The organism is Cellulosimicrobium sp. I38E, from assembly GCF_001647255.1.
Classification (GTDB): Bacteria; Actinomycetota; Actinomycetes; order Actinomycetales; family Cellulomonadaceae; genus Cellulosimicrobium; species Cellulosimicrobium cellulans_E.
In genome coordinates, this window is the sequence record NZ_LUAZ01000040.1 from 15,310 (window position 1) to 41,836 (window position 26,527).

General features: G+C 76.1%; 22 protein-coding genes. 11 read left to right on the forward strand and 11 right to left on the reverse strand.

Annotated elements, in window-relative coordinates; all coding sequences use genetic code 11:
* Positions 1-27 precede the first annotated feature (27 nt).
* From A0J59_RS13950 to A0J59_RS13985, 8 genes are all read left to right on the forward strand, one after another.
* Positions 28-1,491, forward strand: coding sequence for a hypothetical protein (locus tag A0J59_RS13950; RefSeq protein ID WP_064316511.1), 1,464 nt, complete (start codon positions 28-30; stop codon positions 1,489-1,491).
* A 288-nt stretch (positions 1,492-1,779) separates the two neighbouring features.
* Positions 1,780-3,018 (forward strand): inositol-3-phosphate synthase, encoded by a 1,239-nt coding sequence (locus A0J59_RS13955; RefSeq protein ID WP_053371744.1) that lies wholly within the window; start codon positions 1,780-1,782, stop codon positions 3,016-3,018.
* Positions 3,015-3,932 carry an SCO3242 family prenyltransferase gene (locus A0J59_RS13960; RefSeq protein ID WP_064316512.1) on the forward strand — a complete coding sequence of 306 codons (918 nt, stop codon included), beginning with the start codon at positions 3,015-3,017 and terminating at the stop codon, positions 3,930-3,932. Before A0J59_RS13955 ends, A0J59_RS13960 begins: the two co-directional genes overlap by 4 nt.
* Positions 3,929-4,876, forward strand: coding sequence for a sugar phosphate isomerase/epimerase (locus tag A0J59_RS13965; RefSeq protein ID WP_064316513.1), 948 nt, complete (start codon positions 3,929-3,931; stop codon positions 4,874-4,876). Before A0J59_RS13960 ends, A0J59_RS13965 begins: the two co-directional genes overlap by 4 nt.
* The gene (locus A0J59_RS13970) at positions 4,873-5,577 is read left to right on the forward strand and encodes an EboA domain-containing protein (protein ID WP_064316514.1); all 705 of its coding nucleotides are present in this window, start codon (positions 4,873-4,875) and stop codon (positions 5,575-5,577) included. Before A0J59_RS13965 ends, A0J59_RS13970 begins: the two co-directional genes overlap by 4 nt.
* Positions 5,577-6,455 carry a TatD family hydrolase gene (locus tag A0J59_RS13975; RefSeq protein ID WP_053371741.1) on the forward strand — a complete coding sequence of 293 codons (879 nt, stop codon included), beginning with the start codon at positions 5,577-5,579 and terminating at the stop codon, positions 6,453-6,455. The genes A0J59_RS13970 and A0J59_RS13975 overlap by 1 nt, the downstream gene beginning before the upstream one ends.
* A gap of 12 nt (positions 6,456-6,467) precedes the next feature.
* Positions 6,468-7,697: a metabolite traffic protein EboE gene (gene eboE, locus A0J59_RS13980; protein ID WP_220084486.1), complete on the forward strand. Its 1,230-nt coding sequence runs from the start codon at positions 6,468-6,470 to the stop codon at positions 7,695-7,697.
* Positions 7,694-9,112: an alkaline phosphatase family protein gene (locus tag A0J59_RS13985; RefSeq protein WP_053371740.1), complete on the forward strand. Its 1,419-nt coding sequence runs from the start codon at positions 7,694-7,696 to the stop codon at positions 9,110-9,112. Before eboE ends, A0J59_RS13985 begins: the two co-directional genes overlap by 4 nt.
* Before the next feature lie 104 nt (positions 9,113-9,216).
* Here A0J59_RS13985 and A0J59_RS13990 read toward each other — a convergent pair whose 3' ends face one another.
* On the reverse strand, positions 9,217-9,906 hold the full coding sequence (locus A0J59_RS13990) for a DUF4241 domain-containing protein (protein WP_172820065.1): 690 nt from the start codon (positions 9,904-9,906) through the stop codon (positions 9,217-9,219).
* Positions 9,907-9,990: 84 nt separating this feature from the next.
* Here A0J59_RS13990 and A0J59_RS13995 point away from each other — a divergent pair, with 84 nt between their 5' ends.
* A complete protein-coding gene (locus tag A0J59_RS13995) occupies positions 9,991-10,413 on the forward strand; it encodes a GNAT family N-acetyltransferase (protein ID WP_064316516.1) in 423 nt (140 codons plus the stop codon).
* Between the two features lie 89 nt (positions 10,414-10,502).
* On the opposite strand, the gene A0J59_RS14000 is transcribed toward A0J59_RS13995, so the two are convergent.
* A complete protein-coding gene (locus tag A0J59_RS14000; RefSeq protein ID WP_156533049.1) occupies positions 10,503-14,126 on the reverse strand; it encodes a S8 family serine peptidase in 3,624 nt (1,207 codons plus the stop codon).
* Between the two features lie 288 nt (positions 14,127-14,414).
* Between A0J59_RS14000 and A0J59_RS14005 the strand changes: the two genes are divergently transcribed.
* Entirely contained in the window at positions 14,415-15,140 is a 726-nt protein-coding gene (locus A0J59_RS14005; protein ID WP_064316518.1) for a hypothetical protein, read from the forward strand.
* A gap of 4 nt (positions 15,141-15,144) precedes the next feature.
* Here A0J59_RS14005 and A0J59_RS14010 read toward each other — a convergent pair whose 3' ends face one another.
* The 7 genes from A0J59_RS14010 to pnuC form a co-directional block, all read right to left on the reverse strand.
* Positions 15,145-16,671 carry an AMP-binding protein gene (locus A0J59_RS14010; RefSeq protein ID WP_064316519.1) on the reverse strand — a complete coding sequence of 509 codons (1,527 nt, stop codon included), beginning with the start codon at positions 16,669-16,671 and terminating at the stop codon, positions 15,145-15,147.
* A 22-nt stretch (positions 16,672-16,693) separates the two neighbouring features.
* A complete protein-coding gene (locus tag A0J59_RS14015) occupies positions 16,694-17,305 on the reverse strand; it encodes a hypothetical protein (protein WP_053371735.1) in 612 nt (203 codons plus the stop codon).
* On the reverse strand, positions 17,295-19,259 hold the full coding sequence (locus tag A0J59_RS14020) for a hypothetical protein (protein WP_156533051.1): 1,965 nt from the start codon (positions 19,257-19,259) through the stop codon (positions 17,295-17,297). Before A0J59_RS14020 ends, A0J59_RS14015 begins: the two co-directional genes overlap by 11 nt.
* A complete protein-coding gene (locus A0J59_RS14025; protein ID WP_064316521.1) occupies positions 19,256-20,500 on the reverse strand; it encodes a hypothetical protein in 1,245 nt (414 codons plus the stop codon). The genes A0J59_RS14020 and A0J59_RS14025 overlap by 4 nt, the downstream gene beginning before the upstream one ends.
* On the reverse strand, positions 20,476-22,080 hold the full coding sequence (locus A0J59_RS14030) for a MoxR family ATPase (RefSeq protein WP_064316522.1): 1,605 nt from the start codon (positions 22,078-22,080) through the stop codon (positions 20,476-20,478). Before A0J59_RS14030 ends, A0J59_RS14025 begins: the two co-directional genes overlap by 25 nt.
* A gap of 82 nt (positions 22,081-22,162) precedes the next feature.
* Complete coding sequence (locus A0J59_RS14035; RefSeq protein ID WP_064316523.1) at positions 22,163-23,290, reverse strand: AAA family ATPase; 1,128 nt, start codon at positions 23,288-23,290, stop codon at positions 22,163-22,165.
* On the reverse strand, positions 23,287-23,928 hold the full coding sequence (gene pnuC, locus A0J59_RS14040) for a nicotinamide riboside transporter PnuC (protein WP_064316524.1): 642 nt from the start codon (positions 23,926-23,928) through the stop codon (positions 23,287-23,289). The genes A0J59_RS14035 and pnuC overlap by 4 nt, the downstream gene beginning before the upstream one ends.
* Before the next feature lie 254 nt (positions 23,929-24,182).
* Here pnuC and A0J59_RS14045 point away from each other — a divergent pair, with 254 nt between their 5' ends.
* Positions 24,183-24,626, forward strand: coding sequence for an OsmC family peroxiredoxin (locus A0J59_RS14045; protein ID WP_064316525.1), 444 nt, complete (start codon positions 24,183-24,185; stop codon positions 24,624-24,626).
* A gap of 103 nt (positions 24,627-24,729) precedes the next feature.
* On the opposite strand, the gene A0J59_RS14050 is transcribed toward A0J59_RS14045, so the two are convergent.
* Together A0J59_RS14050 and A0J59_RS14055 are read right to left on the reverse strand one after the other, a co-directional pair.
* Positions 24,730-25,773 (reverse strand): NAD-dependent epimerase/dehydratase family protein, encoded by a 1,044-nt coding sequence (locus tag A0J59_RS14050; RefSeq protein ID WP_053371728.1) that lies wholly within the window; start codon positions 25,771-25,773, stop codon positions 24,730-24,732.
* A 63-nt stretch (positions 25,774-25,836) separates the two neighbouring features.
* Positions 25,837-26,527: TetR/AcrR family transcriptional regulator (locus tag A0J59_RS14055; protein ID WP_064316526.1), on the reverse strand; the 691-nt coding region annotated here is incomplete at its 5' end.

Genomic DNA, 26,527 nt, shown 5'->3' on the forward strand with positions numbered 1-26,527 from the left:
ACGGCCCCGCAGTACCTGGAGGGCGACATGACCAGCCACACCCCCGACCAGCCCGACGACGCCGACCTCGAGCGCCTCCGCGCCGCCGACCCGGCGGCCGGCGCCGCGCCGGACACCGGCGCCCTGGAGGCCGCGGTCCGCGACCGCGTCCCCGAGGCGTTCGCCGGCGGGGCGACGGCCGGTGCGCCTGACAGCGACCCGATCTCCGGGCCCGCGGGTGCGACGGCGACGCTCGTCGACGAGCTCGCCGAGCGCCGCGCCCGCCGCCTGCGCCGACGGGCCCCGCTCCAGGTCGCCGCGGCCGTGGCCGGCGTGCTCGTCGTCGGGGCGGGCGGCTACGCGCTCGGTGCGGGGGCGGTCGGGGCCTCGTCGGCGGGGGACTCGGCCGTCGAGTCCACCGCGCTCGCGCCCATCCAGCTCGGTGCGGCCGACGCGCCCGCCGCGGGAGACGCGGCCGGCGGGGCGGTCGCCCCCGAGAGTCTCGCCGCCGGGTCGCGCGCGACGGCGGACATGGCGTACCCCGGGCTCTGGGGCGGGCGCACGGTGTTCCACCAGGACGGGCTCTCCACGCAGGGCGCCGGCGCCGACGCGTGGGCGTACGACGCCGCGGGCGTGTACTCGCAGGAGACGGCGCGCCGCGTCGCGGACGTGCTCGGGGTCCCGGGCGAGGTGCGCGAGGACTACGGGTCGTACGTCGTGGGGTCGACCGACTGGACGGGGCCGACGGTCTCGCTCCAGGCCGACGGGCTCGCGAGCGTGAGCTTCAACGACCCGACGAAGGACCCGTGGGGCTGCGTCGTCGTGTCGCCGATGCCGGCCGAGGGCGACGAGGGCTCGGGGAGCTCCGACGCCGAGCCGGGGGCGTGCGAGGAGTCCGACGACGGCGCGCCCCCGAGCGGCGCGGACGCCGTCGACGCGCTCCGCGACGTGCTCGGGTCCCTCGGCCTGGACCCCGCCGCGTACGAGGTCGTGGCGGACGAGCAGCCGGCCGACCAGGGCGCGCCGCGGGCGACGACCGTGACCGCGTACGAGGTGGTCGAGGGGCAGCGCACCGGGACGCAGTGGAGCGCCACGTACTCCGGTGCCGGCCTCGCGTCGCTGTACGGGGGCCTCGCTCCGCGCGTCGCGATCGGCTCCTACGACGTCGTGAGCCCCGCCGAGGCGGTGGACCGCCTGGGCGACCCGCGGTTCGGCGGGGGCGGGATGATCGCCCTGGCGCGGGAGGGAGCCGCCGCCGAGCTCGTGCCGGAGACCGCGCCCGCCGAGCCGGAGGCGCCGACCGTGCCGCCGACGGTCGGCGAGGGCGCCCGGTTCGCGTGGCCGGTCACGGACGTGACGATCACGGACGCGCGCCTCGGCCTCGCGGTGCAGTACCAGCCCGACGGCGCGGCGGTGCTCCTGCCCGCGTACGAGCTGTCCGACGCCGACGGGAACGTGTGGTCGGTCGTGGCCGTCGTCGACGACCAGCTCGACTTCGCGCCCGCCGGCTGACCGGGTCCACCGAAGCGGCCGGGCGGTCGCCGTCCGCGCGATGGCGACCGCCCGGTCGTGTTTGTCGTACGCTTTTGCACGCTGCAAGCGTTCTGCCTCGCGAAAGTGGCCACGCTTTTGATTGACCATCGACAAAAGTGTGACTAGGGTCGCAGCAGACCGGGCGCCCACCGGGTCGGAGAGCGTTCACACGCCCTCGTCCGGGCGTGCGGTCCGACGATGGCAGGGAGGCCATCGTCGTCGTGCTCGGCGGCGCTCCGGCGCCCGCCGACGGGAACGGGAGCAACGATGCACCACTTCGCTTCTGACGGCTCGTCAGACCGCCCGGCACCGGACGCGCGCACGGGGCTCTGGCTCGTCGGCGCCCGCGGCTCCGTCGCGACCACCGCGACCCTCGGCCTCGCCGCCATCGCGGACGGGCGTGCCGCGCCGACGGGGTGCGTCACGGTCTCCGAGCCCTTCGCGTCGGCCCCGCTCCCGGCGTTCGGCGACCTCGTCGTGGGTGGCCACGACATCTCCGACGTCTCGATGGTCAAGCACGCCGAGCAGCTCGTCGAGGCCGGGATGATCGCCCCGCGCCTGCTGACCGCCGCGCACGCCGCGCTGGAGCGGGCCGACGCCGAGGTCCGGCCCGGCTACACCGCCCACCCCGCCGAGGGGTCGCCGCGCGAGTCCCAGCAGGCCGCGGCGGAGCGTCTGGCCGCGGACATCGTCGACTTCCGCGAGCGGCACGGGCTCGCGCGCGTCGTCGTCGTCGACCTCGTGTCGACCGAGCCCCTGCCCGAGCCCGGCCCCGAGCTCTCCGACCGGGAGCTCCTGCGCGCCGCGCTCGCGGACCCGGAGCGCGCCGTGCTCCCGCCGAGCTCCGTGACCGCGTACGCCGCCCTGCTCGCGGGCGCGCCCTTCGCGGAGTTCACGCCGTCGGCGAGCATGCACCTGCCGGTGCTCCTCGAGATCGCCGCCGAGCGCGGCGTCCCCGTCGCGGGCCAGGACGGCAAGACCGGCCAGACGTGGCTGCGCACGATCCTCGCGCCCGCCTTCGCGGCGCGCGGCCTGCGCGTCCTGTCCTGGGCCGGGGCCAACCTGCTCGGCGGCGGCGACGGCGCGACCCTCGCCGACCCGGAGGCCGTGCAGAGCAAGCTCGCGTCCAAGTCCCGCGGCCTCCAGGACCTCACGGGCAGCCAGGTCACCCCGCTGCACATCGACAACGTGCCGGACCTCGGCGACATCAAGGTCGCGTGGGACCACGTGCACGTCGAGGGCTTCCTCGGCTCCCGCCTCACGCTCCAGACCACGTGGTCGGCCTACGACTCGATGCTCGCGGCGCCGCTCGTGCTCGACCTCGCGCGCCTGCTCGCGCTCGCCGACGCCGCCGGGTACGGGGGCCCGGTCCCCGAGCTCGGGTTCTTCTTCAAGGACCCGTGGGGGAGCGACGTGCACGACTTCGCGGCGCAGACCGTGGCGCTCGCGGACTGGGTCCGCGAGGCGGCGGCCCGCGTCGGTGCCGCACCGGCCGACCGGCCGTGACCGGCTCCCTCCACGACCACCTGGACCTCGTCCGCGCCCCCGCGGTCCTCTCGGTGGTCGGTGACACCCTCGCGGGCGCTGCCGCCGCCGGTCACGCGGTCACGCCGCGCCGCGCGCTGCTCCCGCTCGCGTCCGCGTGCCTCTACGCGGGCGGCATGGCGCTCAACGACTACGCCGACCGCGACCTCGACGCGGTCGAGCGGCCCGAGCGGCCGATCCCGTCCGGTCGCATCTCCGAGGGCCGCGCGCTCCGGGTGGCGGTGGGGCTCACGGCCGCGGGCGTCGGCCTTGCCGCCGCGGGCGGGGGAGCGCGGGCGCTCGCCGTCGCCGTGCCGCTCGCCGCGAGCGTCTGGACGTACGACACGGTCGCCAAGGAGCACGCCGTCGGCCCCGTCGTCATGGCCGCGTGCCGCGGGCTCGACGTCCTGCTGGGCGCCGGCGTCGGGCACCTGCGCGCCGCGCTGCCCGCCGCGGCGGGGATGGCGGTGCACACCGCGGGCGTGACGTTCGTGTCGCGCGGCGAGGTGCACGGCACGACGTCGTCCCTCGCCGCCGGCGTGGCGGCCGCCACCGCGGTGGGCGGGGCGGTCGTCGGCGTCGGGGCGCTGCGCCGCGGTCGTGGCGCCGGCCCGGGCCGCGCGACCCGCGTGGCGACCGCGGTCGCCGGGGTCGTCGCGGCGGGTGCGTACCTCGCGACAGCGCTGCCTCGTCAGGTGGACGCCGCGATCACGCCGTCCGCGGGCAACGCCTTCGCGGCGACGAAGGCCGGGATCCGCGCGATGCTCCCGCTCCAGGCCGCGTGGGCGGCGCGCGGCGGGAGCCTCGCGTCGGTGGGCGTGCTCGCGGGGGTCGAGGTCGCGGGCCGGCTCCTGCGCCGGGCCGGCCGCGGGCGCGCCGAGATGAGCGAGACGTGAGCGCGCACGAGACCCGGCAGGGGATGCCCTTCACGCTCGGGTACGGCACCAACGGCTTCACGGACCACCCGCTCGACGTCGCGCTCGACGTGCTCGACCACGAGGGCTACGGCGCCGTCGCGCTCACGCTCGGGTTCCCGCACCTGGACCCGTTCGCGGACGGGTGGCACGCGGAGGTCGACGCGCTGCGCGGCCGCCTCGCCACGCTGCACGGCGGCGCGGGGATGCGCGTCGTCGTCGAGACGGGCACGCGGTTCCTGCTCGACCCGTACCGCAAGCACCGGCCCACGCTCGTGGACGCCGAGGCCGGCGCCCGGCTGCGCTTCCTGCGGCGGGCGGTCGAGATCGCGGCCGCGCTCGACGCGGAGTGCGTGTCCTTCTTCTCGGGCGTCCTGCCCGACGGCGCGTCCCCGGCCGAGGGCTGGTCGCTCCTGCGCGACCGTCTGCCCGGGCTCGTCGAGCACGCCCGCGACCACGGCGTGCGGCTCTCGCTCGAGCCCGAGCCGGGGATGCTCGTCGAGACCGTCGGCGACGCGCTGCGGCTGCGCGACGAGCTCGGCGGCGACGCGGGCGACCTGGCGGACCTCGGCGTGACCGTCGACGTGGGCCACTGCCTCGTCGTGGAGCCCGACGGCGTCGTGGGCGCGCTGCGCGCTGCCGCGCCGTACCTCGCGAACGTGCAGCTCGACGACATGCCGCGCACGCACCACGAGCACCGCCCGTTCGGCGAGGGCGAGATCGACCTGCCGCTCGTGCTCGCGACCCTCGCCGACGTCGGGTACACCGGCGTCGCCGCGGTCGAGCTGCCCCGCCACTCGTACGACGCCCCCGGCCTCGCGCACCGCAGCATGACAGCGCTGGAGCAGGCCTGGGACCGACGCTCCGTGGCGCCCGCGCCCGACCAGGAACCACCCGTCTCCGACCACCCCCAGGAGGTGCCATGACCGAGCCAGCCCCCGCCGCCCCCGCGGCCCAGGACGGCGCGACCACCGAGGGCGAGCGCTGGCTCGCCGAGGCGCGCGCCGCCGTCGAGCAGGACCCCGCGGCCGTGTCCCGCGCGTTCGCGCTCGCCGGGCGCAAGGTCGGCCGCACACCGGTCCGTCCCGAGACCGACCCCGCCGGGATCGTCCACGGCACCGTCGACGACGGCGCGCGCGCCGCGCTCGTGGTCGCCCTCGCCGAGGCCGTCGGACGCCGCGGGTCGGACGCCGACGCCGCGCTCGCCGCGCGTCTCGCCGACCTGTACCAGCACGGCGACACCGCCGAGCGGCGCGGCGTCCTGCGCGGGCTCGACGCGCTCACCGAGCGCGGGGCGCTCGCGGGCGACTCCGCGGCCTCGGTCGTCGCCGTCGGGCGCGACCTCGCCGCCGACGCGCTGCGCACCAACGACCAGAGCCTCGTCGCCGCGGCGGTCGGGCCGTTCGCGGCCGCGCACCTCGACCCGCACGCGTGGCGGCACGCCGTGCTCAAGCTCGTGTTCATGGGCGTGAGCCTCGACGCCGTCGCCGGCCTCGACGACCGCGCGGACGACGAGCTCGCGCGCATGGCGCGCGACTTCGCCGCCGAGCGCCGCGCCGCGGGCCGCGTCGTGCCCGACGACGTCGCCCGCCTCGCCCCTGACGTCACCACCGGGAGGACCGCCTGATGCGCATCTTCGACCCCCACATCCACATGACCAGCCGCACGACGGACGACTACGAGGCCCTGTACGCGGCCGGCGTGCGCGCGCTCGTGGAGCCGGCGTTCTGGCTCGGTCAGCCGCGCACGAACGTGGGGTCGTTCCTCGACTACTTCGACGCGCTCCTGGGCTGGGAGCGGTTCCGGGCCGCGCAGTTCGGCATCCGCCACCACGCGACGATCGCCCTCAACCCCAAGGAGGCGAACGACGCGCGCTGCCGCGAGGTGCTCGACGAGATCCCGCGCTACCTGCTCAAGGACGGCGTCGTGGCCGTCGGCGAGGTCGGGTACGACTCGATGACGCCCGAGGAGGACGAGGTGTTCTCCCGCCAGCTCCAGATGGCGCGCGACGTCGAGCTGCCGGTCCTCGTGCACACCCCGCACCGCGACAAGCTCGCGGGCACGCGCCGCACGCTCGACGTCGTGCGCGAGTCCGGGGTGCCATCCGAGCACGTGCTCGTCGACCACCTCAACGAGACGAACGTGGCGCTCGTGCTCGACGCCGGCGCGTGGGCCGGGTTCTCGATCTACCCGGACACCAAGATGGACGAGGACCGCATGGTCGCGATCCTCCAGGAGCACGGCACCGACCGGATGATCGTCAACTCCGCGGCGGACTGGGGGCGGTCCGACCCGCTCAAGACGCTCAAGACCGGCCGCGCGATGCTCGCCGCCGGGTTCACCGAGGACGACGTCGACAAGGTGTTGTGGCGCAACCCCGTCGAGTTCTACGGGCAGTCCGGCAACCTCGTGCTCGACCCGGTGCCGGGCTTCGTCGAGGGCGACCTCCCGACGCCCGGCGTCGAGTTCGAGGGCTCGTCCGTGCTGCGCGGCGTGCGGGCGTAGGGCGGCACCACCGTGCTGTTGTCGTACTGCACCAACGTCCACCCCGCCGAGGACCTCGACGGGGTCGTCGAGCAGCTCGTGACCTACGCAGGCCCGGTCCGCGCGGCCGCGGGGCTCGACGTCCTCGGGGTCGGGCTCTGGATGCCCGCGACGCTCGCGCACCGGCTCGCCGCGTCGCCGGCCGACCGGGCGTGGCTGCGCGCCGTCCTCGACGAGCAGGGTCTTCAGGTCCACACGCTCAACGCGTTCCCGTACGGCGGGTTCCACGCGGACGTCGTCAAGCTCGACGTCTACACGCCCACGTGGGCGCAGCCCGAGCGGCTCGCGTACACGCTCGAGTGCGCCGAGGTCCTGGCCGACCTCCTGCCCGACGGCGCGGCGGGCTCGATCTCGACCCTCCCGCTCGCGTGGCGCGAGCCGTGGTCCGCGGCCGACGACGACGCGGCGACCCGCGCGTTCGTCGCCCTGGGCGCGGGGTTGCGCGACCTGCGCCAGCGCACAGGGAAGGTCGTGCGCGTCGCGGTCGAGCCGGAGCCCGGCTGCGTGCTGGACACGGTGGACGACGTCGTGGCCTGGCTCGCGGCGCGCACCGAGGGCGGCGGGATCGCGGCGGGCGCCGGGGAGGAGCGGATCGACCCCGAGCACGTCGGGGTGTGCCTCGACACGTGCCACCTCGCGGTGTCCTTCGCGGACCGGCGCGCGGGGACGGCCGCCACGGTGCGCCGCATCACGGACGCCGGGCTGCGCGTGGTCAAGGTGCAGGCGTCGGCGGCGTTGCACGTCGACGACCCGTCCGACCCGGCCGCGCGCGCGGCCGTCGGCGCGTTCGCCGAGAAGCGCTACATCCACCAGGTGCGCGAGCTCACGGCGGCGGGCGACGTCCTCGCCGCCGACGACCTGCCCGACGCCCTGGGCGAGGCGTCCGCGCCTGACGCGGGGGACGCCGTCGGGCACGCGCTGCCGGGGGAGGGGCCGTGGCGCGTGCACTTCCACGTGCCGCTGCACCACGAGCCCGCCGCCCCGCTCGCCGCGACGACCGACGTCCTGCGCGACGCCGTCGACGCCGTGCGGGCGGCCCCGCACGGCGACGAGGCGCACCTCGACGTCGAGACGTACACGTGGTCGGTGCTCCCGGAGGGTGCGGCGACCGACTCGCTCGTCGCCGGCATCGCGGCCGAGCTCCGCTGGGCCACCACCCACCTCACCGCCGACACCGACCTCACCACCAGGAGGACCGCATGAAGCCCGTGCTGCTGCTCGACGTCGTCGGGCTCACCTCGACCGCGCTCGCGCACATGCCGCGACTGCGCCAGCTCGCCGCGAGCGGCTGGCAGTCCGAGCTCGCGACGGTCCTGCCCGCGGTGACGTGCAGCGTCCAGGCCACGATGACGACGGGGCTCAGCCCTTCGCAGCACGGGATCGTCGGGAACGGCTGGTACTTCCGCGAGCTCGGCGACGTGTACCTGTGGCGGCAGCACGCCCGGCTCGTCGAGGGCGAGAAGCTGTGGGAGGCCGCGCGTCGGGCGCGCCGCGAGTACTCGTCGGCGAACGTCTGCTGGTGGTACGCGATGGGCATGTCGACGGACGTCACCGTCACGCCGCGCCCGATCTACCACGCCGACGGCCGCAAGTCCCCCGACGCGTACGTGCGCCCTCCGGCGCTGCACGACGACCTCGTGGGCCGGTTCGGCGAGTTCCCCCTGTTCACGTACTGGGGCCCGACGGCGGACATCTCGTCCTCGCGGTGGATCGTCGACGCGACGCGGCACGTGCTGCGCACGCACGCCCCGGACCTCACGATGGCGTACGTCCCGCACCTCGACTACGACCTCCAGCGGTTCGGACCGACGTCGCCGCAGGCCGACGCCGCCGCGGCCGAGCTCGACGCGACCCTCGCCCCGCTGCTCGACGACGCCGCGAACCAGGGCGTGACCGTCCTCGTGGTCTCCGAGTACGGCATCGCGGACGCCGACCGGCCGGTGCACCTCAACCGCATCCTGCGCCGCGAGGGCCTGCTCGAGGTCTACGTGCAGGACGGCAAGGAGCAGCTCGACCCGTGGACGTCGCGCGCGTTCGCGGTCGCGGACCACCAGGTCGCGCACGTCTACCTGGGAGACCAGCACGACCCCGCGCTCCAGCGGCGCGTCACCGACCTGCTGCGGGGGATCCCCGGGGTCGACGAGGTGCTCGACCGCGAGGCGCAGGCTCGGTACGGCCTCGACCACGAGCGCTCCGGCGACCTCGTCGTCGTCGCTGAGCCGGGGGCCTGGTTCACGTACTACTTCTGGCTCGACGACGCGCGGGCGCCGGAGTACGCGCGCGGCGTCGACATCCACCGCAAGCCCGGCTACGACCCCGCCGAGCTGTTCTTCGACCCGGCGGACAAGCTCGCCAAGGCGAAGGCCGGCCTCAACCTCGTCAAGAAGAAGGTCGGCCTGCGGTACGCCATGAGCACCGTCCCGCTCGACGCGTCGTACGTGAAGGGCTCCCACGGCCGCCTGCCCGACTCCTCGGCCGACACCCCGCTCGTGCTGTGCTCCGACGCCGAGGTCCCGGCGTCGGTCGCAGGGGTCGTGGAGAGCGGGAGCGGGCAGGTCCCGGCGGCGGCGATCAAGGGCCTGGTGCTCGAGCTCCAGGGCCTCGGCGTCCGCGTCTGACCCGCAGCCCGCGAGCCTGCCGTCCCCCGGCCACGACGCCGAGCCCGGGACCTCTCCTCAGCGACGGCCGCCGCTGAGGAGCGGTCCCGGGCTCGGCGCGGCCGTCAGTCCTCGTCGTCGTCCGGGAGGGCGACGAGGAGGTCGAGGTGCAGGCCGAGCACCGTGCCGTCGGCCGCGACGGTGCGCACGAGCGGGTAGAAGCCGTCGCCCCAGCCGGAGTGCGAGAGCACGACGTTCTCGCCCTCCTGGGCACCCGGGAGCAGGATGTTCGCCGACCCCTCGCGCAGGTGGTCGGGTGAGTCGGTGAGCGCGAACCAGCTCGTGTCCGTGCCGTCGTCGAACACCTCGTCGTACCAGTCGCCGTCGGGCATGAGCCGCGCGACGGCGTCCGCGTCCGCGAACGCGACCGTGCCGGCGTCCACGGGCACGCCGTAGGCGGCCCCGGCCTCGGGAGGCCCGTCGGCGCCCTCGGGGACGACCGGCTCGACGGCCGCCACCTCGCCCTCGGCGAGGACGACGCTCAGGTACGCCTCGCGCAGGTGGGAGCCGTCCTGCTCGTCCGAGACGTCGGCGACGGTCACGCGCACGGGGTACCGGCCCGGCTCGACCTGCACGACGAGACCCTCGCCGAGCAGCGTGAACGGGTCGGACGCCTCGAGCCGGCCGCTGGGCAGGACGAGCTCGCCCAGGTCGTGCACGGCGAGGCGCAGGCCGGGGCCTCCGGCGGGCCCCGTCCCCGCGGCGGGGCCGGGGCGCAGGGCGAAGAACGTGTCAGGGGTGGGGAAGTCGCTCACGCCGCGAGCGTAGCCGCCGGAGCGGACGTGCCGCCCGGGGAGACGCGGCTGCGCCCGCGGCGCGGAGCCGGGCATCATGGCCCGATGCCGCTGACCACCGACGACGACCCAAGCCACCTGGACCGCGACTGGATCTGGCGCATGCTCTCGACCGAGGTCTACTGGCACCGCTGGCGGGAACGCGCCGACGTGGAGCGGCAGATCGACGGCGCCTGGCGGGTCGTCGGCGTCTACGACGGAGCGACCGGTCGCCAGCTCGGGTTCGCGCGAGCCGTGTCCGACGGCGTGAACGACGCCTACCTCGCGGACGTGGTCGTCGACCCGGCGTCGCGCGGTCGCGGTGTCGGCACGCTCCTGGTGCGCACGATGATCGACGACGGCCCCGGGGCGCGGTTCCGCTGGACGTTGTTCACCGACGACGCCCACGGGCTCTACGTGAAGTTCGGCTTCCAGACGCCCGACCGCACGGCGATGGTGCGCCCCGGCACGCGTCGTCTCGCGCCCTGACGCGGCGAGGGCCGCCACCCGGTCTCGGATGGCGGCCCTCGCCGTCGTGCGTGCGACTGCTGCTGACGGCCGCGTACGATTTCTGACGACTACGAGCAGCTCAGCGCCTCGTAGTCGGCGTCGTAGGTCGTCGTGACCTCCTCGCCGTCGACCTCGGCGGTGAGGGTCGCGGTCACGGACCCGGCGTCGAACGACGCCGCGCGCGACGAGAACGACTGGTAGGCGTTCTTGCCGTCCTTGACGTTCGGGAACGTCTTCTCGCCGTACGGCGTGGTCACCACGACGTCGGCCGTCGCGCCCGACTCGTTGAGCACGCGGACCGCGACGTGCGCCTTGCCGCCGAGGCAGCGCGCCTCGGCGGTGACCGTCGCGTCGACGACGGCGGACGTCGTGACGTCCACGGTCTGCCAGCGCTTGGTCGGCGTCGCGTTGTGCAGGTGCAGCAGCAGGAGCTTGCCGCTGCCTGCCTCGGCCGCGGCCTCCGAACGGTGCACCGGGATCGACGTGTCGTCGGCCCCGACGAACAGGAGCTGGTCGCCGCCGTCGAACCAGTAGGCCGGGTCGTACGGGTCGCCCGTGAACGTCTTGGTCGCGTCGACGAGCTGGTCGGCGGCCTGCGAGTACGGCGAGTACGTGAGGACCTGGAAGGTCGGCACGTCGCCCTCCTCGATGCCGAGCGACCCGATGCCGACGGGGATGACCACGACGTTGTTGTCGAACACCGAGGTGTCGACGTTCCCCCACACGGAGTTGATCGGCTGGACGTCGATGTTGGCGCCGGCCTTCCAGGCCTTCCCGTCCGGGTCGGTCCAGTCCTTGAGCGTGAACGTCGCCGCGACCGTGAGATCCGTCTCGGAGTTCAGCTTCATCGCCGCGACCTCGAAGTCGGCCGTGCCGTCGGAGTCGACGTCCACCTCGACCGCCGGGATCGAGACGGAGCCGAGGCTCGCCCACTGCCCGTCGACCGCGACGCCGATGCCGATGACGCCGTCGGCGGGGTCGCCACCGTCCGCCGCGACCTGCGGCGCCGTCGACGTGAAGCCGACCGCGCGCACGTCGGCCGCCGCGATGGCCGACGCCGAGGCGCCGACCGCCGCGTCCGCCTCGAGGCGCGGGCTCGTCGTCTTGAGCTCGAACGGCGCGACGAGCGAGTACCAGCCGCCCGAGGCCACGCCGCGGCCGTCGAGGTCGAGGTCGGCGGTGGTCGCCGAGCCCGGGAACGCGACGGGCTTGCCGGAGAGGTCGCTCACGAGCTTGGGCGACGCCTGGACCGGGACGCGCAGCGCGGTGCCGCCGTCCGTCGGGGTGAGGACGACGCGGCCGCTGACCGAGGACACGAAGTCGCGCGGCACGCCGAGGCCGGAGTCGTCCGACGACGTCGGGTCGAGCTCCTTGGCGAGCGTCGCCGGGTCCGCGGTGAGCGTCACGGTGACGACCGTGCGCTGACCCGCGGGGACGGTGACCGACGCCGGGGCGACGGACACGGTCGCGCCGCCCGCGGTGCTCGACTGCGCGAAGCTCGTCGCGTACGTCTTCGGGGCGTCGCCCGTGTTCTGCACGGTCACGGTCTTGCGCACGGTCACGGTGTCCTTGCCGACCGGCACGACGCCGAACGCCACGGACACCTGGTCGGAGTCCTGCGACGCGTAGGCGAGCGTCGTGTTCCCGACCGCGTCGACGGCGTCGACGCGCCCGGATCCCACGCGCTCGGGGCCGTAGGCGGTGCCCGTGCCCGACGGCCCGGTGAAGACGTCGTGCGTCGCGGTGTTCATGACCGACGCCTTGACCTCGGCCGGCGCCCAGCCCGGGTGGGCCTCCTTGACGAGCGCCGCGATGCCCGCGACGTGCGGGGTGGCCATGGAGGTGCCGGACTTGATGCTCGCGCCGTCCAGGTGACCGGAGGCGACGGACGCGATCCCCGTGCCGGGGGCCGCGACGTCGGGCTTGGCGATGCCGAGCGAGCCGTGCACGCCGCGCGACGACCCGCTGTTGAGCGTGTCGCCGATCTCCGGGATCGAGACGAACGACGACAGCGCGAACGACGGGCCGATGGTCATCGTGACCTCGCCGGCCTCGATCGCCGGGCGCAGCGCGTCGTGGCTCGCGGCCGTGAGCTGGGCGCCGGGGATGCCCGCGTTGCCCGCGATGCCGGCGACGAACGACGGGAGCTCGGACGACAGCAGCACGCCGACCGCGCCCGCGGCCTGCGCGTTGTTGAACCGCGCGGCGCTGCCGCACGCGCGCGTCGCGTCGTTGTCGTCCCAGTAGAGGAACGCGATCTTGCCCGCGACGGCCGCCGCCTGCTCGGGCGTGAACGCCTGGCACCCGGAGAAGTCGTCCGCGACGAACGCGACCGGGGCGGTCACGTCCGCGCCGCCCGCGTAGTCCTGGGAGTTCTGGGCGGGGTACTCGCCCGCGAGCGACTCGGGCGCGTCGACGCGCACCGCGTCGAACGTCTGGGTGTCGCCGACGGAGTTCGCGACCGTGAGGGCGGTGCGCGCGTTGCCGGGCGAGCCGCCGACGTCGGTCACGTCGCCCGCGTTGCCCGACGCGATGACGGACAGCGTGCCCAGGCGCGAGAGCTGGTCGATGAAGAGGTTCTCCGGGTCGTCCGCGGGCGAGCCGTCGGAGCCCAGGGAGAGGTTGACGATGTCGAGGCGGTCGGACAGGTCGCCGTCGCCGTTCGGGTCGGCCGCCCACTCGAGCGCGTCGACGACGACGCCCGTCGAGCCGCCGAGGTCGCCGAACACCTTGAGCGCGTACAGGCCCGCCTCGGGCGCCGAGCCCGGGCCGACCTGCCAGTCGGAGATGTCGGTCAGCGTGGAGTAGTCGCCGTCGAACGTCTCGCCGTCCGCGGTGACGCCGTACGCCGCCGTCGTGCCGGCCACGTGCGAGCCGTGGCCCGAGCCGACCGAGTCGAGCGAGTCGATCGGGTTCTCGTCGGGCGTCGGCACGAGCGTCGTGCCGGGGACGGTGCCGCTCGCGTCGTAGTCGTAGCCCGCGAAGTCGTGCCCGCCGAGGAACTTCAGCTCGTCGAACGTCCCGTCGGGGACCGGGCCGGCGCCGCGGTCGCCGTAGGCCTCGTCGAACGCCTCCTGGGTGCCGGGGCCGCCGAACGCCTTGTGCGTGTAGTCGATGCCCGTGTCGATGATGCCGATGCGCACGCCCTCGCCGGTGAGGCCGGTGCTCTGCCACGTCTCGAGCGCCCGCGTGAACACGTCCGTGCCCTTGTTCGCGGGCTTCTTGGGGATGATCCGGTAGACCGTGACGACCGAGGCGTCGCGCGCGAGGTCGCGCACCCGGGCCGCGTCGCCCGTGACGACGACGCCCGCGACGAGCGTGCTGGTCACCGACACCTGCTGCGGGTCGCGTGCGCCGGCGCTACGGGCGGTCGCCTGCTGCGGGACGACGTCGTCCGCGAGCGCTGCGACCTCCTGCGCGTTGGCCTCGACCTCGTCCGGCGACGCGCCCTGCGCCGTGAGGTCGACCGCCGACGGCGCGTCGAGCTCGACGAACGCCGTCACCGTGCCGCGCGCGGTGGCGAGCGACGGGGCGACCTTGTCGGTCGGGGCGAGGGACGAGCCCGACTGCACACCGAGGGTGTCCCCGGGGTCGGGCGGCGGGTCCGCGACAGCAGGTGCGGCGGCCGCGGCGACGACGGCGAGGCTCGCGGCGGCAGCGGTCAGCGACACGGGTAGAGAACGGTGCTTCATCGACACTCATCTCCCCGGCAGGGCCGGTTCGGCGAAGGGTTCGTGGATGGGTCCTTCCCAGCGGTCTCGCCCGGGTGGGACGGAGGCCACCCGAGCACGGTAACGAACGAGCGCCCGACCTGCCCAGCGGCGGGTGCGGAGGCCGGCGACGAGCCGGAGACAACGGGCACCGCACGCTCTACGATGCGGGCGGGGTCACAGGACGTGGCCGTCCTGTGGGAGTCCCCTTCCCGCGGCAGGTCCACGGGGTGCGAACCCGGGGGCGTGGCCCACGCAGAAGGAGAAACCATGACCAGATCCTCGCTCCGCGTCCTGTCCGCCGCGCTCGTCGCCGGACTTGTCCTCAGCGCTGCCGCCGCGGCGCCCGCCCTCGCGTCGGAGCCGGACCTGCGGGTCGTGACCTGGGACCGCGGTGCCGACCCCGCCGCCGACGCGCAGGTCTCGACCGGCGCGAGCTGTGCGGTCGAGGCGCAGCCGCTGCTGCCCGGCCAGGACCCCGACACGCTCCCGCCCGCGCCCGAGGTGTGCTTCGGCTCGCTCGAGGAGGCGCTCGAGTTCGTCTCGGGCGGTGACGTCGCCTCGTCGCGGCTCGCCGACGCGACGGCGGCGGAGATGGAGGGACTGGTGTCGGAGCTCAACGCGTCGGCGTCGTCCGCCCCGACCGGGCAGCGCCTCGCCGGGACGGAGCGGGCCACCACCGCTGCCGCCAGCTCGCTCGTCCTGGGCGTGCTGTGGCGCGACGCGAACTACAAGGGCGCGTCCAAGGTGCTCTACGGGTCGGGAACCAACGGGTGCTACACCGGCTCGACCTACGGCTTCCCGAACCTCGCGAACCTGCTCATGAACAACGTCGTCACCTCCGCGACGACCTACGCGGGCTGCTGGGTGACCCTCTACGACTCCTACAGCTACGCGGGTGCCAAGAAGAACTGCACGCCGCACTGCGCGACGCTGGGCACGTTCGACAACAAGGCGTCCTCGGTCGTCTACCGCCCCGTGGGCCAGCTCGGCTGAGACGTCACGCGGCACCGCCGGGCACGTCGCTGGACCAGCGGCGGGCGCGACCGGCGCCGAGCCGGGCCGGGCTCACCTCGCGCACGGTGACACGGCGACCCAGCAGGTGCCCGACGGCGTCGCCCGCAGTCCGCGCGGCCCGCGCCCCGGCGTCGCCCGGGACGTCGGGGACGACGTCGAGCACGACGCTCCCGTCGGCGGACTGGTGGAGCTGCCACGCGGCCATGCCGTGGGCCTGGAGGTGCTGGGCGGCGTCGACGGACGGCACCCACGCGCCGTCGGGCCGCAGGTAGCGCACGGGGGACCGGCCCTCGAGGTCGTGCAGCTCGACCCGCTCCCCGCGCCGCACGATCCGCGCGCGGTCGCCGGTGCGGTAGCGCAGGAGCGGCAGGTACGGGTTCTCGTCGACCGTGACGACGACCTCGCCGAGGTCGCCGTCGGGGACCGGGGCCCCGTCGTCGTCGAGGACCTCGACCCAGACGCGCCGGCCCGCGACGACGACGAACGGGCCCGCGTCGGTGCGGGCCGCGACCGCGCCCGTCTCGCGCAGGCCGTAGAGGTCGACGACGGGGACGTCCCACGTCGCGCGCAGGCGCGCGCGGGCGACGTCGGACAGGTGCGCGGCCCCGCTGACGAGCGCGAGCGGGTGCAGGGCGAGGCCCTGCTCCTCCGCGAGGCGGGCGAGCGCGAGGAGCGGCAGCGGGGAGCTCGACACCACCTGCGGGTCCTGCGCCGCGAAGAACGCCGCGCGGTCGTCAGGGTGTCTCCAGGCGCCGGGGTCGAGGTTCACGCGCGCCATGCTCGGAGCGGCGACGCCGGGGTCGCGCCGGAACCCGGTCATCGCCGACGCGTACGTGAAGGCGTCGCGCTGGTCCACCAGGTTCACCAGACCGAGGCGGCCGGGGACGGGCTCCCACGTGGCGCCCGCCGACGCGACGAGATGCTGCAGGAGCACGAGGTCCGCCGCGACGGCGACGGGGTGCAGCGGCACGCGGACCGCCGCGCCCGTGCTGCCGGAGCTCGTGCCCTCGAGCACGCGGCCGAGCGGCACGTCCACCGGGACGAACGACGCCACGTCGTGTCGCAGGTCGTCGCGCGTGACGGGCGGGACCGCGGTGAGCGGTGACCCGGCTCGGCTCTCGCCGCGGTCGCGCGCCCGGCGGTACCGCGGCACGACGGCGTGCGCCCGGTCGATGAGGGCACCCACCCACGCGGGCGGTGCGAGCGGCGACCCGTCCGCGGTGGCGGGCGGCGCGCCCCGGTACGCGGCGCGGGTGTCGGCACGGGCGTCGGGGTGGCCCGCGGCGAGGCGCGCCGCGACCTCGTCGAGCACGGGCAGGTCGTCGGGGCGCAGCCGGTCGCCGGTGACGTGGACCCAGGCGGGGGCTGCGGGGTGGCCCCGCACGGCGTCGAGCGTGGCTCGGCCGGCGTCGTCGAGCGTGGGCCAGCGCTCCGCGTCGGTGAGCGCGACCGCCGCGCCGGGGGCGTACTCGTCGAGCGTGAGGTCGGGGGCGTCGTCGGGTGTCGTCATGGAGTCCTCGTCACGAGTCTCGCTAGTAGTTCGCGTATTGCGCGGCGGCCTCCTTGGCGCGCTTCTCCGCGAGCTCGCGCGCGAGCTGCTCGGCCCGCCGCGCCTCCTGCGCCATCTCGTGAGCGATCCGGCGCTGCTCCGCCGTGCTCACGGCGGTCCACCGGTCCTGGGCCACCTCGGGGCTCTCGCCCGCGGGCCGCAGCCCGAGCTCGCGCAGCACGGCGCGGGCCAGCTCCTCGCGCGCCGTGGGCGCGTGCAGCCAGTCGTCCGGCGTCCGCAGCAGCGCCAGGGCGGGCACGGCCTGCTCGACGACCCGGACGAGCGCGCCCGGCGTCGCGGCGGCCCGGAACGCGGGCGCGGCGAGCAGGTGCTCGTCGCGCAGGAGCCAGCAGACCGTCCCTGCGAGCGCCGCGTACGGGGCGTGGGTGCACAGCGCCTCGACGGCGGCGCGCTGCGGGCCGCGCAGCACGCCGACCGCGCCGCCGCCGGCGAGGAGGTCCGCGGTGTCGCCGACGAGCGCGGCGGCCACGACCACGGGGTGGTCCAGCACGTCCGGGGGCGTGTCGGCCAGGCGGTGCACGACGTCGGCGAGCGCGGGGCCCTCGACCGTGGGGCGGGTGAGGTCATCGGCCACGACGGGCTCCTTCCGGTCGGCTGCTCGCTGTCGCGCTCCTCGTCGAGGTGCTCGCCGGGGCGCCCCACAGCTCGCGCGCGAAGGCGCGGGCGAACGCGACGAGGTCCTCCTGGGTCTGCACGGCGTGGACCCGGTAGCCCACCGCGTACTCCCGCACCGTCTCGGCGCCCTTCGCCGGGACGTCCAGCACGAGCGTGCCCCCGCCCCCGGCGGCCGCGACGGCGCGCGCCGCGGTGCCCTCGTGCGGCGCGACCAGCTCGGCGTCGGGGCGAGCGCCCCACCGGATCCGGACGACGTCGTCGAACATCGAGACGACGCCGTCGTCGGAGATGACGGCGACGTGGCACGGGCGCGTGCGGGTCGGCGGGGCTCCGGTCGCCGGGTCGCCGAGGTGCGTGCGCTCCAGGAGCGGGACCGGGAACGACGTCGAGCCACCGAAGTGCGCGACGACCGCGTCGAGCACGCGGTCCTCGTCGCGCACGAACCCGTCCGTCCCGGCGACCTGTCGCGGCCCGCTCCACGTCGTCGCCTGCACGCGGGCGCCGGCGCGCAGGGCCGAGAGCGCGAGGACGGCCCCGGCGAGCGCGATCGGCGCGACCCGCCGCGTCGGGTCGGGCATGGAGCCGGACGAGTCGAGGTAGAGGTCGAGGTCGACGGGCACGCGGTCGGGCTCGTCGCCCGTGTCCTCGTCGACCGACCGGCGCACGGTCGTGAACCCCGGTACGACGACCGGCGAGCGCAGCAGCGTGCCCGTCCAGTCCACCTCGCTCAGCTCGTCGCCCACGTCCCACTGCTCGTGCGCGCCGAGCAGCGGCTCGGTGGAGCGCACGTGCTCGCGCACGGGGAACGGGACGAGCAGGGGCGCGGCGTGCTCGCGGTACCAGCGCCGGGCCGACGCCGCGGCGTCCGTCGTGAGCCCGAGCAGCCGGAGCGTCGCGTCGTAGTCCGCCGGTGCGAGCGCCTGGCCGGTCGCGTCGTGCGCGCCCTCGCCGTCCGACCCGGGGACCTGCTGCGCGGTGTCCGGTCGCGCCGGGGGGTCGTCGTCCGTGCCCAGCCCGAGGTCCCCGACGACGCGCGGGTCGAGCGCGGGGTGGCGCACGGGCTCGACGGCGCGCGGGTCGGTCGCGAGCCCGCCCGGGACCGCCCCGGCCACCTCGTCCTGGCCGCAGACCACCTGGGGCAGCGTGGACCGCCGACGCCGGAGGTGCCGTCGTCGGGCCTCGCGGTCTCCCTGCTCGGGTCGTGCCCGGCGGCGCGGGTCCTGCGCGGTCGCCGGCGACCCCGCCTCCGACGCGAGGAGCGTGCGCAGCAGCGCGGCGAACCCCGCGGCGCCGCCGACGGGGTCGTCCGCGTAGGCGCGCACGAGCCGCGCCACGAGCGTCGCCTCGCGCTCGGCCACCGGGACGTCGGACGACGTGAGGTCGCCGCGTGGCAGGCCCCAGAGGATCTCGTCCGCGCGCAGCACCGTCTGCATGACGGTGCTCGTCCCCGGCCCCAGCGCGCGCCAGAGCCCGGCGAGGTCGATCCCGGCGCGGCGCTGGAGGCGGTCGTTGATGAGGAGGTCGCTCCACAGGTTGGCGGTGAGCGGCGCGAGCTGGTCCTGGTCCACGAGCCCGGCGCGCGTGCGAGCGACGAGGAGGGCGCTCGTCGTGAGGTCGCCGGGGGAGAGCACGTGGTGCCCCACCTCGTGCGCGAGGACCGCGACCGCGTGGTCCTCGATGCCCAGCTCCACGACCTCGGCGAGGTCCACGTGGACGCTCACGCGCGTCGTCGAGAACCACGCGAACGAGCCGACCCCTTCCGGGGCGGTGCCGGGGCCGTGCAGCGTCGGGGCGCCGAGGCGCGTGAACCGCCCCCAGGCCGCGAGCGCCTCGGGCCACGCGGCGTGCCACCGCTCGCGCAGCGCCCCGAGGTCGGGCGGCGCGCCGGGGCGGTCCGGTGCCGCGGCGCTCACCGGGGCCACCGCACGAGGAGGACGTCGTACGAGCCGGTCCGGCTCAGCAGCGCGAGCCGGCCCGACGGCGTCTCGACCACCGCGGCGCCGCTCACGTCGCTCAGGACGTCGTCGGGGGCCGGTGCGGTCGCACGCATGCCGGCGGGACCGTGGTCCGACCCGTGGAGGCCCTGGTCGACGGCGTCGGGCCCCGGCGGGGTGACCGTGCCCGTCGCGTGGTCGCCGGCGCCCGGCGCGCGCGCGACGAACGCGCCGTGGACGTCGGCGACGAGCGTCCACTCGACCGTCTCGTCGTCGGTCGCGGCGGCGTCGCCGGCCCGCGGCCCGTCGCCGGTCGAGAGCAGCACCCAGCGCACGCCCGGGTGGCGCGCGTCGGCACCGACGACCAGCGCGGGCGACCGCCACGGGCCGCCGAACCCGCGGAAGCCGCCGAACCGCCCCAGGACCCGGGCGGGTCCGGGAGCACCCGGCAGGTGGACCCACCCCGTGCCGCCCGGCTCGTCGCTCTGCGGGGAGGCGGGCCACCACCACGGGTCGGCGGCGTGGCGGTCGAGCGCGGCCCCCAGGTCGGCGGGACCGGTCCGCGTGCCCGCGCCGGTCGCCGGGAGAGAGAGCGCCGCACGCGCGACCGGCGCCGGGAGCGAGCGCGCGGCGTCGAGCGCCGCGTCCCGGTAGCGCACGAGCCCGCTGCGCCACGCGGCGACGAGCACCGCGTCCTGGACGGTGCCGGCCACCGGCGCACCCGGCCCCGCGGCGGGCGTCGCCTCGGCCGCGGCCGCGACGCGCGCCGCCCAGCCGGCGACGTCCCCCCGCGACCCCGGTCCGCCGCCCACGGCACGCGCGCCGTCGACGACGGCGGCGACCGTGACCGCGGGCGCCGCCGTGAGCCACGGCCCCAGGCGCGGCACCAGGTCGAGGACGGCGTGCCGCTCCGGCCCGCCGACGCGCCAGCGCCGCGCCGCCACGAGCCGCGCGACCGCGTCGAGGAGCGCGTCGCACGTCGCCGCGAAGGCGTCGGCACCGAGCGGGCCGGCGAGGGGGTCCGCCGCGGCGGCCGCCTCGCGCACCGCCTCGGCGAGCACGTCCCGGTCCGCGCCGAGCGCGAGGGCGCGAGCCAGCGCCGCGTCGTAGCGCTCGCGCGCCGCCAGCGCGCGCGACGAGAACGCGGTCGGCGCGACCTCGCGCGGCCCCGGGGCGGGACCGGTGGCGACCCCGGTCACGAGCCGCTCCAGCGCAGCCACGCGAGGTAGTTCGTGTACCGCTGGTGGGCGTACTTGAGCGCGAGCGCGTCCTCGTACACGTGGCCATGGAGCTTGGCGTGCTTCTCCCACGACGCGAGGACCTGCTCGATCCGGGCGAGCCGCCGCAGCACGTCCGCCTCGGGCAGCCCCTCGAACCCGGCCGCGACGTCCGCGAGGACCGCCCCCACGTCGTCCTGGTCGTCGAGGCCCGCGGCGTCGTACTGCCGGCACGCCGTGTCGAACAGGTCGCGGATCCAGGACACGCGGTCCGAGCGCAGCGGCTCCCGCTCGCGGTCGTCGAACGGGGCCGACTGCAGGTCGGGGAGCAGCTTGTCGTGCAGGACGAACGGGAGCACCGCGCGCAGGTCCGCGAGCTCCACCTCGGCGTCCCCGCGGAAGTAGGCCATCGCCTTCGCGTACGCGACGAGCGACTGGAGCGCGCGCACCGACAGGCCGTTGAGCGTCTGCGCGCCCACGTCGCCCAGGCGGTCGCGGCCCGTGTCCGCCGTCGCCACGAGGTGCGGGTCCACGCCCGCGACCCGCGCCGTGTCCTTGGTCCGGTACTCGAACTGCCAGCCCGCGCGCTCCAGCACCTCGAGCTGGCTCGCGAAGAACTCGAGGCGACGGCGCACCGGCTCGGGGAACGGCACGGCGAGGATCGCGGCGTGCAGCGCGTCGTGCTCGGCGGCGTCGAACACGATCTCCGGCGGCACGTTCTCCTCCGGGCGCACGCGCCGCTCCGCCCGGGCCACGAGGTCGCCGAGGAAGCGGTTGTTGAACGGCAGCGCGTGCACGACGACGTCGATGCGGTCCCGCAGCGCGTCCACCACCTGGTACGTGCCGCCGCCCGCGTCGTCGTTCGCCGTGAGGTACCAGGCGGCGTCGCCCGTCTCGTACACCTGGTCGTAGACCTCGACGTACCCGTCCGCGAGCACCGTGAGCAGCGCCGACTGCGTGCGCGTCGGGATGCGGTTGTACTCGTCGACGATCTTCACGCGCATGCCCAGCCACGAGCGCCACGCGACGTCCACGTCCGCGAGGCTGTCCGCCTGCACGAGGTCCTTGGGCAGCGGGGTGCCGAACAGGTCCGACACCGTGAGCTGCGGGTGCCCGTGCTGCATCGCGCGGCGCACCTCGCGCACCGGGTAGCCCGCCAGGACTCCCATGAGCACGGCGCTCGCGGTCTTCCCGCGCCCCGGCCCGCCGATCATGAGGCACCGCCCGCGCACGGCGAACGTCAGGAGCGGCAGCAGCACGAAGCTCGAGTACGACTGGTCGCTCGGCAGCGTGAGCAGCGCCTTCGAGTCGCCGAGGCGGAAGCTCGTCTCCCGCGCGCCGGGCGCCGCGAACTCGACGTCGTAGTGCGGGCTGATGATCGCGTGGTTGACGACCCAGAAGTACGCCTGGCGCAACTTCTCGTCGAGCGGCAGACCGCTCGGGGCCGCGCCGCCGTCGGGGCCCGCCTCGGCGACGGGCGTGCCGAACAGGTCGTCGACGCCCAGGGCGAACGGGTCGCGCGCGGCCTGCCCCGCGGGCTGCGGCCGGGTCGGCGCGGAGGACACGTGCTCGAGATCGGTCACGGGCCGATCCTGCCACCGTCGTCCGCGGGTCGTGGGGACGTCCGTGCCGGGTCTGCGAGGCTCGCCGGGGCGGGGCCGAGGATCAGAAGGCGTCGGTGCCGGCCTGGGGGAGCGGGTCGGCGACGTGGCGCGGGGTGGTGAGCAGCGGCCCGACGGCGGCCAGCGCCTGGTCGAGCCGGCTCGCCCGGTCGCCGCGCACCTCGAACCACGGGACGCCGGGGCGGGCACCGTCCGGCCTCGGCAGCTCGGCGGGGCCGAGGTGGTGGACGACGTCGGCCGGGTCCGCCAGGCGCGGTCCGGTCGCGGCGAGGACCTCGCGGAACCGGTCCTGCATCGCGTGGCGCACGTGCTCGCCGTCGCGCAGGCCGTCCTGGACGAACGGGATCTCGTCGCCGGTGAGGACGTAGAGGTCGGGGCGGCGGGCCGCGGCGAGCGCCTCGACGGTGGGGGAGCGGTGCCCCACGTAGCGCTCGTGCCACAGGGTCGTGGCGAGCACGTCGGTGTCGCACACGAGGAGCGGCACGGGCGACACGGCGGCGCCGTCGTCCTCGCGCCGGGCCTGCTCGCGCGCGACGAGGTCGAACTCGGCGGTGTGCCACGGTGCGGCGAGGCCGCCGGGCCGGACCTCGGACCACTCGCGCCCGAACTCGAGCACGGGATCGAGGCCGAGGTGGGCGGCGAGGTCGGTCGCGAGGGTCGTCGAGCCCGTGGACTCGGCACCCAGCACGACGACGCGCCGCACGTACCAGGACCGGACCGGGGCGGGCAGCGCCCACCAGTGCGCGGCGGGGTCGGCGCGGACCGCGGAGCCGGACACGGGCAGGTGGCGGCGGTCGGGGTCGACCTGGACCCACGTCGCGTCGAACCGCCGCGCGAGCTCGACGCCGTACCGGTCGGACGTGAGCACCGCGTCGACCGGAGGGTCGTCCGGGTCGAGCAACGACCGCATGACCTTGACGTGCTCGTCCCACGCGTGCGGGTCCGCGTAGTCGACGGGGGCGTCGTCGAGGCCGTGCACGACGCGCGCACCGGGCACCTCGGCCCGCAGCCACTCGGCGCGCAGCGCGGCGGGGATCGACTCGCTCGTCGAGGCGAGCACCTGGACGGTGACGCGCTCGCAGCGCGCGAGCGCGGTGCGGACGAGGTGCACGTGGCCGGCGTGCGGTGGGTAGAACTTGCCGATGACGAGGCCGTGGGCGAGCCGGGTCACCGGGCCTGCTCCGCGCCGTCGGGCACGGGGGCCGGGCCGACGGCACGGGTCTCCGCGGTGCCTGCGGCCGGCTCGGCGCCGGGGTCGCGCCGTGCCGCCGACCACTCGCGCAGGCCCTGCACGCACAGCGCGACGAACCCCACGTAGAGCGCGGCGGTGAGCCACAGGCCCTGGCTCGCGTAGAGCCCGACGAGCACCACGTCCGTGGCGATCCACACCCACCAGTTGCCGATCCACTTGCGCCCGAGCATCGTCTGCGCGAGCAGGCTCGACGACGTCGTGAGGGCGTCCCAGAACGGCACCGCGGAGTCGGTCCAGGTGGTGAGGACGGCGACGAGCGCCGCCGTGGTCGCCGCGGCGGCGGCCAGCCCGACCACCCACGCCGCGCGCGGCGTGCGGTGCACGACGAGCCGTCCCCGGTCGGTGCCGCCCCGGAGCCACCAGTACCAGCCGAGCGCGCCGAGCACGAGGTACACGACCTGGAGCCCCGCGTTCGCGTAGAGGCCCGCACCGGTGAACAGCACGAGGAACACGACGTTGTTGGCCAGCCCGACGGGGAACGTCCACACGTTCTGCCGCACCGCGAGCCACACGCACGCGGCGCCCGTGACGAACCCCAGGATCTCCTCGACGCTCACGGGCGCACACTCTACGGGCGCGGCGCCGAGAGCCCGGGCGGCGCTCGTGCGAGCGCTCCGCCACCTCGGCGCCTGCGGTCGAGATCGGCGACTGCGACCGCCGATCTCGACCGGGACCGCCGATCTCGACCGGGACCGCCGATCTCGCGGCACTGTGACGTGCACCGCGCTCGGGGGCAGGCGGGCCGTCGGGGCGTTACGGTCGGGACGAGCCCGGTCCCTCCCGGGCACCCCGACGTCGAAGGAGATCTCGCATGCCCACGCGTATCGCTCGTACCGCCTGGAACGGTGGACTGCAGGACGGTCAGGGCCAGGTCGAGCTGTCGAGCTCGAAGGTCGGCACGTACGACGTCTCGTTCCCGCGCCGCGCCGCGGACGACGCGGGCGGCGTCACGAGCCCCGAGGAGCTCATCGCCGCGGCGCACTCGTCCTGCTACGCCATGCAGTTCTCGGCGGTGCTCGCCGAGGCCGGTGCCACGCCCGTCTCGCTCGAGGTGACCGCCGAGGTCACGCTCGCGCCGGACCCGGCCGGCGGCTTCCAGATCCCGACGATCGCGCTCACGGTCCGCGGCGAGGTCGAGGGCATCGACGAGGCCGGGTTCCAGCAGGCGGCCGAGACGGCCAAGGCGACGTGCCCCGTGTCGAAGGCGCTCGCGAGCGTCCCGACGATCACGCTGGACGCCGCGCTCGAGAGCTGACGCACGCACACCCGCGCGCCGAGCACGACATGAGGGTCGTTATCCGTGGGATAGCGACCCTCAGGTCGTGCTCGGCGACGCCCGGGGCGCAGCCCGGGTGAGCTCAGCGGGGGAGGAGCGGCGGGGTCGAGGTGCCGGCGCCGTCGCGGATACCGTCGACGAGCTCGGCGAGCGTGTCCTTCGCGCCGTGGGCCGGGTGCCACCGCAGGAGCTCCCCGGCGAGGCTCGTGTCCAGCACGGGGACGCGCATCGCCATGTCGAGCCAGCCCTCGCCGACCGGCACCAGGCGGGCCCGCCACGCGGCCGCGACCGCCGTCCGCGCCGTGCCGTAGGGGACGGTGCGCAGCGAGCCGTCCGCGACGACGTCCGCCACGTCCTGCGGCGTGAGCACCGTGGGGTGGGCGACGTTGAACGGCCCCGGGTGGCGGCCCACCACGATGCGCGCGTACGCCTCGGCGACGTCCTCGGCGTGCACCACCTGGAGCCGCAGGCCGTCGGGCAGCGGGACGGTGGGCAGGGGCGCCCGGCGGAGCACGCGCGTGCCGATCGGTCCGAGGAAGTACCGCGTGATCTCGGAGGCGGCGTCGCGCTGGAACACCAGCGCCGAGCGGACGCGCGAGACGACGATCCCGCTGTGGCGGTCGACGTCGTCGAGGAGCGACTCCACGGCCGCCTTGTCCTCGGAGTACGACGAGCCGGGGACCCCCTCGACGGGCCAGCCCTCGTTGACCGGCGTGTCGCGCGCGTCGCCCGCGTACGGAGCGGGCGAGTAGGCGCCGACCGACGACGCGGCGACGAGGTGCGCGACCCCGGCGCGCTGCGCGGCCTCGACCACGCGCCGCGTGCCCTCGACGTTGACGCGGCGCAGGCGCTTGCGGTCGTGGCTCGGCTGGATCGCCCACGCGAGGTGCACGACGACGTCCGCCCCGGCGAACGCGGCGTCGAGCCGCTCGTCCGCGTCGGGCGCCGCGACGTCCGCGTACCGCCACGTCGCCGCGTCGTGCGGGGCGCGCACGGTGCTGGAGCCGTCGGCGCGCGGCACGCGTCGCGCGACCGCCACGAGGGACGTCACGACGGGTTCGGCCGCGAGCCGGCGCAGCACCGCCGTGCCGACGTTCCCGCTCGCCCCGACGACCACCACGCGCATGCGCTGCCTCCCGACCTCGTCCGCGCCGCCGGGTGTCCGTGTTCGGCGGCCGCTCTCCCGACGCTAGCCCGCCGCGCCCGAGTTCGCCCGGGCGATGGCGAGGACGGCACCCCGCGCGGGCTCGGGGAGCTCGGGCACGAGGACGACGGTGCTCGCGAGGACGAGCCGCTCGATCTCCGCGCGGGACAGGTCGCTGCCGCCGAGCCACGCGGCGGTGACGTTCTCGACGAGCGCGACCCAGCCCGCCGCGATGAGCCGCAGGCGCGGCGAGTCCAGGGGCGGGCCGGCCGTCGTCGCGGTGACCGTCGAGGTGAGGCGGGCGACGAGGCCCTCGCGGACGCGCGCGAGCGCGTCCTGCGTCGCGTCGTCCTCGCCGAGAGCGCCCCGCCAGAGGTCCTGCCAGACGAGGCGCCGGGCCTCGACCGCGTCGAGGAACGACGCGACGGCGAGCGCCGGGCGCTCCACGAGGGGACGATCGTCCGGTGCGACGGTCGCCGCCTCGAGCCCCGCCACGGCCTCGAGCGCGACGGCCCGGCGCAGTCCCGCGGTGGACCCGAAGTAGTGGAAGACGAGCGCCTTGGACGCCCCCGCGCGCGCGGCGACGGCCGCAGGCGTGAGCGAGTCCAGGCCGTGCTCGTCGGCCTGCTGCGCGGCGGCGTCGAGCAGCTCGCGACGGCGGTCGGCGGGCTCGCGGCGGCGGCGCGAGCCGTGCGGCTGGCCCGCCGCGTCGGCGGGGGGCGGGGGATCGACGGAG